This is a genomic window from Thioclava nitratireducens, assembly GCF_001940525.2.
Taxonomy (GTDB): domain Bacteria; phylum Pseudomonadota; class Alphaproteobacteria; order Rhodobacterales; family Rhodobacteraceae; genus Thioclava; species Thioclava nitratireducens.
Window position 1 is genome coordinate 1,823,282 of sequence record NZ_CP019437.1, and the last position, 14,582, is coordinate 1,837,863.

The 14,582-nt window shown below is 65.5% G+C and carries 15 protein-coding genes; 6 read left to right on the top strand and 9 right to left on the bottom strand.

What is annotated here, in order from left to right; all coding sequences use genetic code 11:
* Positions 1-61 precede the first annotated feature (61 nt).
* Entirely contained in the window at positions 62-490 is a 429-nt protein-coding gene (locus BMG03_RS08760; protein ID WP_157771573.1) for a GNAT family N-acetyltransferase, read from the top strand.
* Positions 491-493: 3 nt separating this feature from the next.
* Here the strand turns inward: BMG03_RS08760 and BMG03_RS08765 are convergent, their stop codons facing one another.
* The gene (locus tag BMG03_RS08765) at positions 494-1,309 is read right to left on the bottom strand and encodes an MBL fold metallo-hydrolase (RefSeq protein WP_075774570.1); all 816 of its coding nucleotides are present in this window, start codon (positions 1,307-1,309) and stop codon (positions 494-496) included.
* 194 nt (positions 1,310-1,503) lie between these two features.
* Here BMG03_RS08765 and BMG03_RS08770 point away from each other — a divergent pair, with 194 nt between their 5' ends.
* Positions 1,504-2,637: a sugar-transfer associated ATP-grasp domain-containing protein gene (locus BMG03_RS08770; RefSeq protein ID WP_075774571.1), complete on the top strand. Its 1,134-nt coding sequence runs from the start codon at positions 1,504-1,506 to the stop codon at positions 2,635-2,637.
* Between the two features lie 82 nt (positions 2,638-2,719).
* Positions 2,720-3,847 (top strand): tRNA guanosine(34) transglycosylase Tgt, encoded by a 1,128-nt coding sequence (gene tgt / locus BMG03_RS08775; RefSeq protein ID WP_075774572.1) that lies wholly within the window; start codon positions 2,720-2,722, stop codon positions 3,845-3,847.
* 7 nt (positions 3,848-3,854) lie between these two features.
* Here tgt and trhA read toward each other — a convergent pair whose 3' ends face one another.
* The 7 genes from trhA to cobA form a co-directional block, all read right to left on the bottom strand.
* Positions 3,855-4,496: a PAQR family membrane homeostasis protein TrhA gene (gene trhA / locus BMG03_RS08780; protein WP_075774739.1), complete on the bottom strand. Its 642-nt coding sequence runs from the start codon at positions 4,494-4,496 to the stop codon at positions 3,855-3,857.
* 385 nt (positions 4,497-4,881) lie between these two features.
* Positions 4,882-5,700, bottom strand: a complete 819-nt coding sequence (locus BMG03_RS08785) for a ferredoxin--NADP reductase (RefSeq protein ID WP_088719387.1) — start codon at positions 5,698-5,700, stop codon at positions 4,882-4,884.
* Positions 5,701-5,845: 145 nt separating this feature from the next.
* Entirely contained in the window at positions 5,846-6,217 is a 372-nt protein-coding gene (locus BMG03_RS08790; protein ID WP_075774574.1) for a DUF934 domain-containing protein, read from the bottom strand.
* Complete coding sequence (locus BMG03_RS08795; RefSeq protein WP_075774740.1) at positions 6,214-6,984, bottom strand: phosphoadenylyl-sulfate reductase; 771 nt, start codon at positions 6,982-6,984, stop codon at positions 6,214-6,216. Before BMG03_RS08795 ends, BMG03_RS08790 begins: the two co-directional genes overlap by 4 nt.
* Complete coding sequence (locus BMG03_RS08800; RefSeq protein WP_075774575.1) at positions 6,971-8,638, bottom strand: nitrite/sulfite reductase; 1,668 nt, start codon at positions 8,636-8,638, stop codon at positions 6,971-6,973. The genes BMG03_RS08795 and BMG03_RS08800 overlap by 14 nt, the downstream gene beginning before the upstream one ends.
* 3 nt (positions 8,639-8,641) lie before the next feature.
* Positions 8,642-8,929, bottom strand: a complete 288-nt coding sequence (locus BMG03_RS08805; protein WP_075774576.1) for a DUF2849 domain-containing protein — start codon at positions 8,927-8,929, stop codon at positions 8,642-8,644.
* Positions 8,926-9,678 carry a uroporphyrinogen-III C-methyltransferase gene (cobA, locus tag BMG03_RS08810; protein WP_075774577.1) on the bottom strand — a complete coding sequence of 251 codons (753 nt, stop codon included), beginning with the start codon at positions 9,676-9,678 and terminating at the stop codon, positions 8,926-8,928. Before cobA ends, BMG03_RS08805 begins: the two co-directional genes overlap by 4 nt.
* Positions 9,679-9,819: 141 nt before the next feature.
* Between cobA and BMG03_RS08815 the strand changes: the two genes are divergently transcribed.
* On the top strand, positions 9,820-10,281 hold the full coding sequence (locus BMG03_RS08815) for an Lrp/AsnC family transcriptional regulator (RefSeq protein WP_075774578.1): 462 nt from the start codon (positions 9,820-9,822) through the stop codon (positions 10,279-10,281).
* Positions 10,282-10,285: 4 nt separating this feature from the next.
* Here BMG03_RS08815 and BMG03_RS08820 read toward each other — a convergent pair whose 3' ends face one another.
* Positions 10,286-11,476: a cytochrome P450 gene (locus tag BMG03_RS08820; protein WP_075774579.1), complete on the bottom strand. Its 1,191-nt coding sequence runs from the start codon at positions 11,474-11,476 to the stop codon at positions 10,286-10,288.
* Between the two features lie 121 nt (positions 11,477-11,597).
* Here BMG03_RS08820 and BMG03_RS08825 point away from each other — a divergent pair, with 121 nt between their 5' ends.
* Both BMG03_RS08825 and BMG03_RS08830 read left to right on the top strand, forming a co-directional pair.
* Positions 11,598-13,346: an ATP-binding protein gene (locus BMG03_RS08825; protein ID WP_075774580.1), complete on the top strand. Its 1,749-nt coding sequence runs from the start codon at positions 11,598-11,600 to the stop codon at positions 13,344-13,346.
* Complete coding sequence (locus BMG03_RS08830; protein ID WP_075774581.1) at positions 13,343-14,569, top strand: sigma-54-dependent transcriptional regulator; 1,227 nt, start codon at positions 13,343-13,345, stop codon at positions 14,567-14,569. Before BMG03_RS08825 ends, BMG03_RS08830 begins: the two co-directional genes overlap by 4 nt.
* Positions 14,570-14,582 lie beyond the last annotated feature (13 nt).

The following is a 14,582-nucleotide window of genomic DNA, read 5'->3' on the forward strand; positions in this document are numbered from 1 at the left end:
TCTTCGCGGATAACTTCGCAGCCTCCGAAGGCCCGACGAAGGTACGCTGATCGGGTCGCTCGTGCGCGACATCCTCGCCCGGACCGACCCCGGCGATCTGTACTGTTTCGTCGCGCGCGACGGAGAGACCCTCATCGGCGCAGTCTGCTTCACCCGCCTGCGCTATGTCGAAGATCCACGCCGCGTCTTTCTGCTTTCGCCGATGGCAGTCGCCCCGACGCAGCAACGCAAGGGCGTCGGGCAGAGGCTGATCCGTCATGCCCTCGCGGAGCTTTCAGCGGCGGGTGTCGAGGCCGTGCTGACCTATGGTGATCCGGCCTATTACGGACGGGTGGGATTTGCTCCGATTGCCGAGGCCGCCATTGCTGCGCCCTATCCGCTGACGATCCCGCAGGGCTGGCTCGGCCAATCCCTGAGGCCGACGCCGCTCGGCACCTTCGCGGGGAGGCCGCATTGCGTGGCAGCCGTCCAGAGACCTGAGATCTGGTGAGCGCTACCGCAGCCGGTCGGGCTCCAGCACCATCACGGTCGGCTCGCGCGGCAAGGTTCTGAGCGAGACGATCACCTCGCTCACGCCCGGCCGCTCGACCGCGAAGACACCCTTCATCCCGTCGAGAAAGCTCTGCAGGGTCGGCTCGCCGAACCAATGGACCGGGATCACGATGCGTGAGCGCAACCGGTTCAGGATGCGGATCATCGTCGGCTGATCGACCGTGTAGGATCCGTCCACCGCTGCCATCACGACGTCGAGCCGCCCGAGCGCCGCATATTGCGCGGGATCGGGCTCGTGATGCAGGTGGCCCAGATGGCCGATACACAGCCCCGCCACCTCGAAAACGAAGATCGAGTTGCCGTTCTCCTCGACCCCGCCCCAGCTGCGGATATCAGTGGGCACATTGCGGATCAGCATCTCGCCCAGATCGAGATGATGCTCGGCAGCGATGCCGAACTGATCCGACCAGCCCTTAAGCGCCACCGTCCCGTCCGGGATCATATCGGTCATATGGCTCGAATGAGCATGGTTCATCGTGACGTAATCGGGGGCAAACCGGGCCCCGCCGGTCCAGCCGTTGAAATCGGTAATGACCGACAGCCCGCCCTCGGTCTGCAACAGCACCATCGAATGGTCGATGTAATGCAGCCGCACCGATTGGTCCGGCACCGGGTCGGACCAACTGGCCTTGTGCAGATATTCGATCCCGGGCGCTGCATCGGCGATCGCGATGCAGTGGCTGATCCGCTGGTTCTGCGCGGCCGCGACGACCGGCGCAAGCGTGGTGAAGAGGGCGAGAAGTAGGGCGCGGAACATGGCGAGCCTCCTTTTGCCTTAGCGTAAAGCGAAAAGCTGATTCCGGTCTATGCCCCCACGTAAGATGCCGTGCGACCCCCGACGATTTCAAAGGGCTGACCGCGAAAAGATCGTCGCTTTGCCCAAGTTTTGCCGCGTTTCTTCATAGGATCAAATTCAACGGAAGATCGATGATTGTTTCACTTGGAGTCGCCATGTCCCTCGCCACACTTGACCAAACCGCTTATCAGAGCGCGCGCGACAGTTCCTTCCAGGATCTTCTGGTTTACGCGGCCAAGAAGTCGGGCCGTTCGGTGTTGCAGGTGCTGCGCGACTATCGCCAACTTGCGAAGTCGGAGACGCGGATCAACCTCGTCGAATATGTGCGCTTCGGGCTTTACGACATTGCACGCCACGATCAGGCAGAGCGCGCGCGGTTCCTGTCCAACGACCTGCACTGGCCGATCGTCAATGTCGTGAACAACCGCGGCTGGTACAGCGCCGCAGAGGACAAGGCGCTGGCCTCAACGCTTCTTGGCGCCGCGGGGGTGCCGATCCCCGAGACTGTCGCTGTGCTCGACCCCTCGCAGCGCCTCTACCACGGGATGGGGGAGCGGATCAGCGATGCGAACCAGCTGAGGGCTTTCCTTCTCGCGCGCCCAGGGCAGCAATTCTTCGGCAAGATCGTGGATGGCATGGTCAGCTTCGGTGCGTTCCGGATCGAACACGCGGATGCCGAGATGATCCATTGCGCCGGCCAGGAGCCGATGAGCTACGACGATTTCGCCGAGCAGACGCTCGCCAAGAATGCCTATGTGCTTCAGCCGGTGCTCCAGAACCACGCCGCCTTGCAGCCTTATGCCTCTGCTCTGGCCACGGTGCGGATGGTGAACCTGCTCACGAATGACGGGCTGCGTGTGCCAATGGCGGCGATCAAGCTGCCGCAAGGCGATAATATCGCCGATGCGTTCTGGCGCCCCGGAAATCTCGCCTGCGGAATCGACGTCCCGACCGGTCGCATTCGCACCGTCGCGCGACGCGGGATCGAGGTCGAATTCCTCGAAGATCATCCCGACCGGCCTGGCCTGATGGGGATGGAACTGCCTTTCTGGAAAGAACTCCTCGAAATCAACGAGCGGGCCGCGCGCAGCTTCGCCCCCGTCCGGTATCAATCCACCGATATCGCCATCACTGCGGATGGCCCCGTTGTGGTAGAGATCAACGCAGGCGGCGGGTTCGATCTTCCGCAATATTCCAATGGTCGCGGCATGCTCACTCCGGAGGTGCGCGCCTTTTTCGAAAGCTGCGGGGTGAAGTTCCGCCCGAAAAAGAGCCTGCTGCCCTTCTGATCGCTCTTCGCTCTGCTGCCGCGCGCGGCCTTCCCTTTGCGCCGCTTTGGGTCTATCAGCCGGGGCCGAAGGAGAGCCCCAGATGACCAAGTTCAGCTTCACCCTCAAGGCCACCGACGGCGCGGCGCGCACCGGGACGATTTCGACTCCGCGCGGCGAGATCCGTACGCCGGCTTTCATGCCCGTGGGTACCGCCGCCACCGTGAAGGCGATGATGCCCGAAAGCGTGGCCGCGACCGGCGCGGATATTCTGCTGGGCAATACCTACCATCTGATGCTGCGCCCCGGTGCAGAGCGCGTGGCGCGTCTGGGCGGGCTGCATAAGTTCATGAACTGGGACAAGCCGATCCTGACCGACTCCGGCGGGTTCCAAGTGATGAGCCTCGCGAGCTTGCGCAAGCTGACCGAGGAAGGCGTGACCTTTGCCTCCCATGTCGATGGCTCGAAACATATGCTCTCGCCCGAACGCTCGATGGAGATTCAGAAGCTCTTGGGCTCGGACATCGTGATGTGCTTCGACGAGTGTCCCGCGCTGCCTGCGACCGAGGAAGAAGTGGCCAAATCCATGCGCCTCTCGATGCGGTGGGCGCAGCGCTCACGTGACGCCTTCGGTGACCGTCCGGGTCATGCGCTGTTCGGCATCCAGCAGGGCGGCGTGACGCGTGAGCTTCGCGAGGAAAGTGCCGAGAAACTCAAGGAGATCGGCTTCGAGGGCTACGCGGTCGGCGGCCTCGCCGTGGGCGAGGGGCAGGAGGCGATGTTCGGCGTGCTCGACTATGCGCCCGGCATGCTGCCGCAAGACAAACCCCGCTACCTTATGGGCGTCGGCAAACCCGATGATATCGTGGGCGCGGTCGAACGCGGCATCGACATGATGGATTGCGTGCTGCCGTCGCGCTCGGGGCGCACGGGTCAGGCCTGGACCCGCCGCGGTCAGGTGAACATCAAGAACGCCCGCCATGCCGACGACCCGCGCCCCTTGGACGAGGCTTGCACATGCCCCGCCTGCTCGAACTATTCGCGCGCCTATCTGCACCACGTCTTCCGCTCCGGCGAGATGATCTCGGGGATGCTGCTCACTTGGCACAACCTGCATTACTATCAGGAACTGATGGCGGGCCTGCGCGCGGCGATCGACGAGGGGGCGCTGGCGCGCTTCGTCTCGGAATTCCACGAGACCCGCGCGATGGGCGATATCGAGCCGCTCTGAACCCCGCTCAGTGCGAGATCACGATCACCGCGGCGTAATGCGTCGCGGCTGCGGCCAGCACATGGCCGTGCCAGATCGCGCGCGAGAAGGGGATGCGTTCGGTCTGGTAGAAGATCACGCCGACCGTATAGGTCAGCCCGCCCACGACCAGCAGGATCAGCGCGGGCAAGGGCAGGGCCACGATCAACGGCCACATCGCGATCATCCCGAGCCAGCCCATCGCCAGATAGAGCCAGAACCCCGTGCGCTCCGCGCGGTGGAAGAAGCCGAGCTTCATCACGATGCCGAAGGTCGCGAGCGCCCAGACCGTCGCGGTCAGCGCCCAGCCTGCGACACCGCCGAGGCCGATCAGCGCCATCGGCGTGTATGTGCCTGCAATCAGTAGATAAATCGCCGCGTGGTCGAAGCGCCGCAACACCGCACGCGTCGGTGCATGCAGCGTCAGGTTATAGGCGGCCGAGAGCGAGAAAGAGGCGATCAGCCCCACCGAATAGACCGCAAGCGGCCAGACGCGCCCCGCAGGTGCTGCGAGCGAGGCCCAGACGATCAGCGCGCTTACGCCTGCCACGGCGAAAACGACGCCCAGAACATGGACGACGCCATCGGCGACATGTTCGCGAAAGCTGTGGCTCAATTGGTGGCGCGTCATCGTGGTGATCCCCTCGGTCATCCTTTCAAGATAGCAACGATGAGGCGATCTCCCAAGCCGTGACGGAAAAAACGCTGGGTCACGAAGGGGCTCTGTGCCCGCGCGCTGGCGCCCCCCCCCAAGAGGATATATGCGCAAACCCGAAGGCATTAACGAGAATTCAACTAATTCGCGGCGATAAACGAAGCACGGTACAGGCGGGGACGCCGATGACCGTCAAGACCGACGGCACCCGGCGCGACCGGTTCGGCCGCGCATCGGGTGCTCCCATCGGGCTTGTTCAAATATCCCGGGGGTGAGGGCGAAGCCCGAGGGGGTAGAGCCCCCTCATTCTCTGACGTTTGCCGCGGTCCGGCGCCGGCGAGGGCAGCGCCCCCAGATATGCTCAGATGCCGTCGCCGACGAAGGCCTTCTCGACCACATATTCGCGGGGCTCGGAATTCGCGCCTTCGCGCAGGCCGAACCCTTCGAGCACCGCCATCACGTCCTTGTTGAAGGCGAGCGAGCCGCAGACCATCGCGCGGTCGGTCTCGGGGTTCATCGGCTCGAGGCCGAGATCCTTGAACACCTTGCCGTTCTCGAGATTGTCGGTGATCCGGCCCATATGGGGGGATTCCTCGCGAGTCGTGGTCGGGTAATATTTCAGCTTGCCCTCGACCATCTCGCCGATCAGCGGATCGTTGATCAGGTTCTCGACCAGCTGCCGGCCATATTCCAGTTCGGCGACGGTCCGGCAGGTATGCATCATGATGACCTCGTCGAACTTGTCGTAGGTCTCGGGGTCGCGCATCAGCGAGGCGAAGGGCGCGATGCCGGTGCCGGTGGCGAGGAACCACACGCGCTTGCCGGGCAGCAGCGCGTCATGGACCAGCGTGCCCACGGGCTTCGGACGCAGGATGATCTGGTCGCCCACATTGATATGCTGCAGCTTCGAGGTCAGCGGGCCGTCGGGCACCTTGATCGAGTAGAATTCCAGCTCCTCGTCCCAGTTCGGCGAGGCGATGGAATAGGCGCGCAGCAGCGGTTTGCCATTGTCGCCCATCAGTCCGATCATCACGAATTCACCCGAGCGGAAGCGCAGGGATTGCGGCCGCGTCACGCGGAAGGAAAACAGCCGGTCCGTCCAGTGGGTCACTTCGGTCACGGTCTGCGCGTCGGGCAGGGTTTTCACCTTGGGGATCTCGGTCACGGCGCTCTCGTTCATTGTCATATCTCTCTCGGGCCGGGGCAGGCGCCTCGGTCTGGCAAATATGCAGATCGGATACAGCTTGCGTCAGCGCTGGCCCTTGATCTGGCTCAATTGCCGGTCACGGGTGGGGTTTATCGGATATCGGATGCGGGCGAAAGCCTCAGCCGGCAAGCCGCGCGCGGTAGTCATGCGCGGCCCAGTCGGCGCGGAAGAGCCATTGCGCCTGCGGTTGGCGCTCGGCCAGCTCCGGTGGGATTTCGACCTCGTCAAAGCCGACGCGCCGCGCCATCGCGTATTGATCCGCGATCAGCGGGCCCGCCGCGCGCAGCCGGCCGGAATAGCCGAGCGCACGGATGCGGCGCGCCAGCGAGAAGCCACGCCCGTCCGAGAAGGTCGGGAACAGGACGCGGATCATCTCGGCGCCGTCGATCAGCGCGGGCAGGTATCCCGCATCGGTCTCCGGCGCGATATCGAGGCTCGCCCCGGTGAAGTCATCCTCGTGGAAGCCGTCGTCGCGAACGATCACGCTCATGCCACATTCTCCTTGTTCTCAATCACTTGGCCCTCACTGTTCACACGTACGGCCTTGCCGCCGATGAAGTGGATGCCGCATTCGGTCTTGGCGGCGCCGCGCCAGCGGCCCGCGCGTTCGTCCTCGCCCGGTTTCACAGGCGAGGTGCAGGGCGCGCAGCCGATCGAGGGATAGCCTTGCGCCACGAGCGGGTGGCGCGGCAGGCGGTTCTCGACCATGTAATCCTGCACATCCTGCTTGTCCCAATGGGCGAGCGGGTTGATCTTCATCCGCGCCTCGGTCTCGACCTCGAAGAAGTCGAGCGCCGCGCGCTGGCCGCCCTGAAAGCGTTTGCGCCCGGTGATCCAGGCGTCATAGCCCGAGAGCGCGTTTTCCAGCGGCACCGTCTTGCGCAGTGTGCAGCAGGCATCGGTGCTGTACTGGTGCAAAGTTCCATCCGGATCGTCGCGGGCGATCGCGGCCCGATCGGCCTGGATCACCTGCACATTCGTCAGGCCCAGCTTGTGCGCGACGTCGCGCTGATAGGCGAGCGTCTCAGGAAACAGCATCTGCGTGTCGATGAACAGCACCGGCGTGCCGGGCGCGATCACCGAGACCATATGCAAGAGCACCACCGACTCCGCCCCGAAGGAGGAGACCAGCGCGACTTCGCCCACGTCAGCGTCCCGCAACGCCCGCTCCATCACCGCGGTCGCGGCGTGGTGGCGGTAGCGTTCGTTCAGCCCGGCGACGCGCGTTGCGATATCCGGGCGATCATTGAGCGGCATGGCGTTGAGCCTCTGCATAGAGCGCCTCTTTGAACGGGTCCGGGCCAAGGCGACGCAGCGTTTCGAGGAAGCTCTCGGTCGCGTTTTCGCGCAGTTCGAGATAGGCACGCAGCAGACGCTCCAGCGCGGGGATCACCTCCGTATAGGCAAAGCCGGGGCCAGCGCGCTCGCCAAGCGCCATCGTCTCGGTCGCGTCGCCGCCAAGCGTGATCTGGTAGTTCTCCACGCCCGCGCGGTCGAGACCGAGGATGCCGATATGGCCCAGATGGTGGTGACCGCAGGCGTTGATGCAGCCCGAAATCTTGATCTTGAGCGCACCGATCTCCTGCTCCAGCCCGAGGTCGCGGAAATGGGTCGCAATCTGCTGTGCCAGCGGGATCGAGCGGGCCGTGGCCAGCGCGCAGTAATCCATGCCGGGGCAGGCGATGATATCCGAGGTCAGGCCGATATTCGCAGTCGCGAGGCCGCCCTTGCGCAGGGCCTCGAACAGCGCGGGCAGATCGGCCTTCGCGATATGCGGCAGGATCACGTTCTGCTCGTGGCTGATGCGCAGCTCCGACTGGCCGTAGCGTTCGGCAAGCTCCGCCAACAGGCGCATCTGGTCCGAGGTGGCATCGCCCGGAGGCGCGCCGTGATCCTTCAGGCTTACCGTGACGACCGCGTAATCGGGGTTGTGGTGGGGCGAGACCGAGCGCGCGGCCCAGTCGCGCAGCAGCGCATCGACATTGAGCGCGGCTTCGAAGCTTTCGCTCTCCCGCGCGGGCAGCACGGGCGGGGCGAATTGCGCCTTGAGATCGGCGAGGATCGCCTGATCGGCACCTTTGAAGGCCGCGCGGCGGGCCGGGAATTCGGCCTCGACCATCTCGGAAAACGTCTCGATTCCAAGCTCATGCACGGTGATCTTGATGCGTGCCTTATACTTGTTGTCGCGCCGGCCTGCGAGGTTCCAGGCCGCTACGATCGACTCCAGATAGGGCAGCAGATCGGCCACTGGCAGGAAGCTGCGCAGTTCCTTCGCGATCATCGGGGTGCGGCCAAGACCGCCGCCGACGAAGACCTGAAAACCGATCTCGCCCTCGCGCTCGACCACTTGCAGGCCGACATCGTGGCCGCGGATCGCGGCGCGGTCGGCGCGCGCGCCATTGATCGCGATCTTGAACTTGCGCGGCAGGAACTGGAATTCCGGATGGTCGGTGGACCATTGGCGGATCAACTCCGCATAGGGGCGCGGATCGGCGATCTCGTCGGCGGCGGCGCCCGCGAAGGCGTCCGTCGTCGTGTTGCGGATCGCGTTGCCCGAGGTCTGGATCGCGTGCATGCCGACATCGGCCAGCGCGTCGATCATGTCCGGCACATCGACCAGCTTCGGCCAGTTGAACTGGATGTTCTGGCGCGTCGTGAAATGCCCATAGCCGCGATCCCAGACATCTGCGATCTTGGCGAGCTGGCACATTTGCCGCGCGTTGATCGTGCCATAGGGGATCGCCACGCGCAGCATGTAGGCGTGCAGCTGCAGATAGAGCCCGTTCATCAGGCGCAGCGGCTTGAACTCGTCTTCGGTCAGGCTGCCGTCGAGGCGGCGCGCGACCTGATGGCGAAACTGCTCGGCGCGCGCGCGGACGGCGGCGCGGTCGAAATCGCTGGGTTGGAACATGGATCAGCTCCCGGGTAGCTCGATGGAAGGGCCGGAGGCGCGGAAGGCCTCGCGGAAATGCGCGGGCTCGGGGCCATTCGGGCCAAGCGTGGCGGGCGCGAGATAGGCGCCGACGACTTTGTCGGGCTGCGCATTGGCCAGATCGAGCCACATCTCGGCAATCACCGGATCGTCGAGGAAAGCGGCGTCGCTCAGGCGCAGAACCCATTGGCCCGCGTCGTTCATGTAGACGACATGGCCTTCGCGCAGATCGTTGGCGCTGATCACGCCGGGGATGAATTTCTTGCTCATAGCGCGACCTCCTTCAGGGCGATGCGGGCGTCGCGCGGGGCGAGGCCCAGCAGGATCACGGCGGGGCCCTTGGCCTCGGCGGTAACGGTGGGCAGGGTGGCGAGCGTCGCGGGGCGGATCACCTGATCGGCGCGCGAAGCGTTCTCGACCACGCAGGCCGGGGTCGCGGGGGAGGCGCCATGCATCATCAGGCGCCCTTGCACGTAGCGGGCCGCGCGCTTGCCCATGTAGATCGCCGCGACCGCGCCGGGACGAGCGAGCGCCGTCCAATCCTGTTCGGCGAGCCCGTCGGCGTCATGGCCGGTGAGCAGGCGCAGCTCGCGATTGCGGCCGCGTTCGGTAAGGCTCTGGCCGAGCGATGCGGCGGCGGCGGAAGCGGCGGTGATGCCCGGCAGCACGCGATAGGCGATTCCGGCCGCGTCGAGCGCGTCCAGCTCTTCGCCCAGCCGCCCGAACACACCCGGATCGCCGGATTTCAGGCGGAGCACCCGCTGCCCCTCGCGCGCGAGGCGGACGATCAGGTCCGAGATGTCGCTTTGCTTCATCGAGGGGCCGAAACCGGTCTTGCCGGTCTCGATCAACTTCGCCTGCGGACCTGCAAGTGCGAGCACCTCGGCGCTCACCAGCGTGTCGTGCAGGATGACATCGGCGCACGTCATCTCGCGCAGCACCGCCACGGTCAGCAGGTCCGGGTCGCCCGGACCTGCGCCGGCAAGGGTCACCTGGGTCTGAGTTTCGAGAGTTTCCATGTCACGCTCCTCGTCTGCGTCTTGAGCGTTAATATAGGAAAATGTTCTCGTTTTTGGCTATATGCCCTTGCCAATAAGGACATTTGTTCCTTATGAATTTGATGGGAGTAACAATCTTCTTTCTATCGGAGGGAAATCGGAATGGCGGTGCAGATCGACGAGCTGGATCGGAAAATCCTCGCGGAGCTACAGGACGATGCGAGCCAGTCGCTCGACGAAATCGCGCGGAAAACAGGCTCTTCCAAGACCCCGGTCTGGAACCGGATTCGCAAATTGCGCACGGCGGGGGTGATCGGAAAGCAGACCGCGATCCTCGATCCCGAGGCGCTTGGGTTCGATGCCTGTTTCTTCGTGCTGATCCGAACGTCCGAGCACGAGGCCGAATGGCAGGACAAGTTCCTCGCCACCCTGCGCGCGCGCCCCGAGGTGATGGAAGCGCACCGCCTTGCCGGCGATATCGACTACATCCTGAAAGTGCGGGTCGAGAATGCGCGCGCCTATGACCGCTTCTATCAGGCGCTGATCTCGGAAGTGAAAATTCACAACGTCACGGCGCTTCTGTCGATGGAAGAGCTGAAATCCACCACCGCACTGCCGCTGTGAGCGATCAGCGCTTGGTGTAGGTGGTCTCCAGCTTCTCCAGCCCGTGGAAATGGTAGAGATCGGCGTAATAAGGGCGGCGCGGCAGATCGAGCCCCTGTAGCCGCTCCATCAGAATCGGCAGCGCGAGTTTCAACTCCAGCCGGGCCAGCGGCGCGCCGATGCAGAAATGCGCCCCCGCGCCGAAACTGAAATTGATGCGCACCGGGCGGGACGGGTCGAAGGCGCTCGGATCGTCCCAAGCCGACGGGTCGCGGTTCGCACCGGCGAGTAGCAGCCCGATCCGTTCGCCTTTCCGCAGCATTTGCCCCTGAAACTCCATGTCCTCGTAGAGCCATCGCGTGAACAAGTGCAGCGGCGGATCGAAACGCAGAAGTTCCTCTACCGTGCCGTCTATCCGCTCTGGCTCCAGCCAATGCGGCGCGACGGTCTGCTCGACGAGGGTCTTCACGCTGTTGCCGATCTGGTGGACGGTCGCCTCGTGACCCGCGTTCAGGAGCAGGATCACGGTGGAAATCAGCTCGTCGCGGCTCAGGTGAACGCCTTCCTCCTCGACCGCGATCAGTTCCGAGATCAGATCGTCGCCGGGCGCTTTGCGGCGGGTCTCGATCAGATCCCCGAGATACTCCGCGAATTCCGCTGAGGCCCGCGCCGCGTCTTCTTCGAGGCTGATGTCGCGGCGGGCCTGATACATCTGCACCATCGCGTTCGACCACGCGAGAAGCTTGTCGGCATCCTTCTCCGGCACGCCCAGAAGCCGAGCAATCACGATCACCGGAAGGGGTTTCGCGAAATGCTCCAGCAGGTCGCAGCCGCCCTCGGGCAGTTCGTCGACCAGCCGGTGGCAGAGTGTCGCGATCTCGTCCTCCATGCCTGCGATCCGGCGCGGAGTGAAGGCCTTCGTCACCAGCTTGCGCAGGCGGGTGTGGGTCGGCGCCTCCAACTCCAGCATCGAATGACGTTCGATCGCATAGAAGGGCTCGAGATGCTTCGGAACCTCCACCGCGTGTTCTGGCGGGGCTTCGCGCCCCAACCGCCGGTCCCGCAGCGCCGCGCCGACGATCGCGGCGCGCGCAGTCACGTGAAACCCGTATTCGGGCCATTGAACGAGAGGCGCGCCTTGACGCACGCGGTCATAGAACGGGTAAGGGTTCTGCACGAAATCTGGGTCGAGCGGGGATTGGGAAAGGGTCTGCATCGGCGCTCCGTTTGGACGGAGGCCAGATTGGGCAGAAGGCGCCGCGGGATGCAAGACCAAGCGAACACGCCGCCTTGCATTGCCGCGCCGTTGGTCGCAAGGAAAGGGCGGGAGAGTGCTGATGCTGGGCCGTGTCGCCATATTGCTCATCTGGATCGCGCTGACGCTCGCCGCCTCGATCGGGGTGTGGCGGGTCTCGGCGCGCGAGGGTCTGGCGCGGATCGAGGCGCAGGGGCAGTCCGACCTGCGGCTGGCCTCGGATCGTCTGGTGGCGGCCCTTCTGCAGTTTCGCGAAGTGGCCGTTCTGGCCGCCGATCATCCCGACGTAGTCGCGCTGGCGGGGCGTTTTGCCGAAGGGGGCAAGGCGGTCGGCACGTGGCGCGATGACGCGGTGAGCCTGACCTTGCAGCGCTTGGCCGACCACGCGGGCGCGCGCGACATCTGGCTGATCGCGCCGGGAGGCACGGTGCTCGCGGGCCCTGCGGACAGTCCCGATCGGGTCACGATGAACCGGGCGCTGGCCCGCGCCGCGCAAGGCGCGACTGGGTCAGAGCATTTCGTCGATCCCGATACCGGCGACCGGCTGTTCGTCTTCGCCGCCCCTGTCTTCGCCTCTGGCGGCCGCGTCTCGGGGATCGTGCTGCTGCGGCTGAATGCCGAGGATGTCGAGGCCGAGGGGCGCGGCAACCCGGTGCCCGTCTGGTTTACCGATGCCGACGGGGTGAGCTTCCTGACCAATCGGACCGATCTGGTGCTGTTGTCCGAACCGGGCGCACGCCCCGATCCCGCGACCTATCCGGCGGGCTCGCTCGCCGGGGTGCTTCACTTGCGCGAACGCAATCTGGCGGGCCATCGTCTGGTGTCGGGGGATGGCTCGCTCGCCGGTCCCGCGCTGGATGTGTCGCGCGAATTGCCGGTGATTCAGATGGAGGGTCACGCGCTCGCCGCCGCCGATCCGGTGCTGCGCGCGGCGCGGCTTGCCGCGCTCTCGACGGCGGCCGGGTTTCTGGCCGTGGGGGCGGTGATCTTCGCATTGTGGGAGCGCAGGCGCGCGTTGGCCGAAGCCAATGCCGCGCTTGAGGTTCGCGTGGCGGAGCGCACGGCGGAGCTGTCGACCGCGAACGAGGAATTGCGCCGCACGCAGGCCGAGCTGGTGCAGGCGGGCAAGCTGTCCGCGTTGGGGCAGATGTCGGCGGGGATCAGTCACGAGCTGAACCAGCCGCTGATGGCGATCTCGTCTTATGCAGAGAATGCTGAATTGCTGCTCGATCGCGGTCGGACAGAAGAGGCGGGCGAAACGCTGGGTAAGATCGGCGCGATGGCGCACCGTATGGCGCGCATCATCCGCAATCTGCGCGCCTTTGCGCGGCAGGAGAGCGAACCCGCGACCCGCGTCGGTCTCGCGGCGGTGGTGGAAAGCGCGCTCGAGATGCTCGACGAACGGCTGAAGCGCGCGGGCGTCACCGTCGACTGGCAGCGTCCTGATTTCCCCGCCATCGTTATGGGCGGCGAGGTGCGGCTCAGTCAGGTCGTCATCAACCTGATCTCGAACGCGATCGAGGCGATGGAGGGCCAGCCCGAGCGCCGCCTGACGATCCGCATGGCGCGCGCGCATGGCATGATCCGCCTCAGCCTGCGCGACACCGGCCCGGGCATCCGCGATCCCGAGCGCATCTTCGATCCGTTCTACTCGACCAAGGAAGCCGGATCGGCAGAGGGGCTTGGCCTCGGCCTTTCGATCTCTTACGGGCTTGTGCAAGGGTTCGGAGGCAACCTGCGCGGCGAGAATGTTCCGGGGGGCGGGGCGCGCTTCACCATCGATCTGCGCGAAGCTGCGAGCCAACCCAGACCAACCGAGGTGGAGACATGATGCGCCGGGTTCTCTTTGTCGATGACGACCGCGCGGTGCGCGAGGCGCTAGGCCAGACGCTGGAACTGGCTGGGCTGAAGCCGACGCTCGCAGGGAGCTATATCGAAGCGAAGGACCATATCTCGACCGAGTTCGAGGGGATCGTGGTCACCGATATCCGGATGCCCGGGAAGGACGGGTTCGCGCTGCTGGACCTCGTGCAGAAGGCCGATGCGGAGCTGCCCGTCGTCCTGCTGACCGGCGAGGCCGATGTGCCGATGGCAGTGCGCGCGATGGCAGCGGGCGCGTTCGACTTTCTGGAAAAGCCTTGCGCAGGGAAAGACTTGCTGGCCGTTGTCGAGAAGGCGCTGGAAACGCGCGCGCGCGTGATGGAAGCGCGGTTCTCGCGGGCCGCCGGCAAGCGTGGCGATGCCGCGGCACGGATGCTGGTTGGCGACTCTCCGGTGGCGGAGGGCCTGCGCGAAGCGGCCCGTCGCGCGGCGCGCTCGGGCGCCGAGGTGCTGATCACCGGCGCGCCGGGTGCGGGCAATTCCAAGCTCGCCGAGGTGATCCATCTGCTCTCGACCAATGCGCGCCGTCCCTTCGTTAAACTCGCCGCGGCGGGCCTCGACGTGGAGGCGCTGGAGGCCGGTTTCGCGCAGGCCGAGGGCGGCACGCTTTACCTAGACGAGGTGGCCGACCTGCCGCGCCCGGCGCAATTCGCGCTGATCGAGCTCTTGGAGACCCGGCCTGCCACGCGCCTTATCGCGGGCACCTATCGCGACCTGCCAGGCGAGGCGCGGGCTGGGCGCTTCCACCCCGATCTCTACTGGCGGCTGGAGGCGTTGAAGGTGCGTATCCCCTCGCTGTCGGAACGCCCCGAGGACATTCCCGCGCTGTTTCGCCACTATGTCGCCACGGCCTGCGAACAGGCCAACCTGCGCGCGCCCGAAATCCCGGCCGAGATGACCGCACAGCTGATGGCCCGCGACTGGCCCGGCAATGCCCGCGCGCTTATGTCGGAGGCGATGCGCTTCGCGATGGGGCTGGAGGCGGGCGAGCCGCCGGCGGAGCTGGGCCTGTCCGAGCGGATGGCGGCGGTCGAGAAGTCGCTGCTGGCCGAGGCGCTGACCCGCGCGGGCGGCAACGCGACCGAGGCGGCGGCCGCGCTGAAGCTGCCGCGCAAGACCTTCTACGACAAGCTCGCACGCCATGGGCTGCGGCCCGACGATTACCGCGACTAGGGGCGGGCGAGGA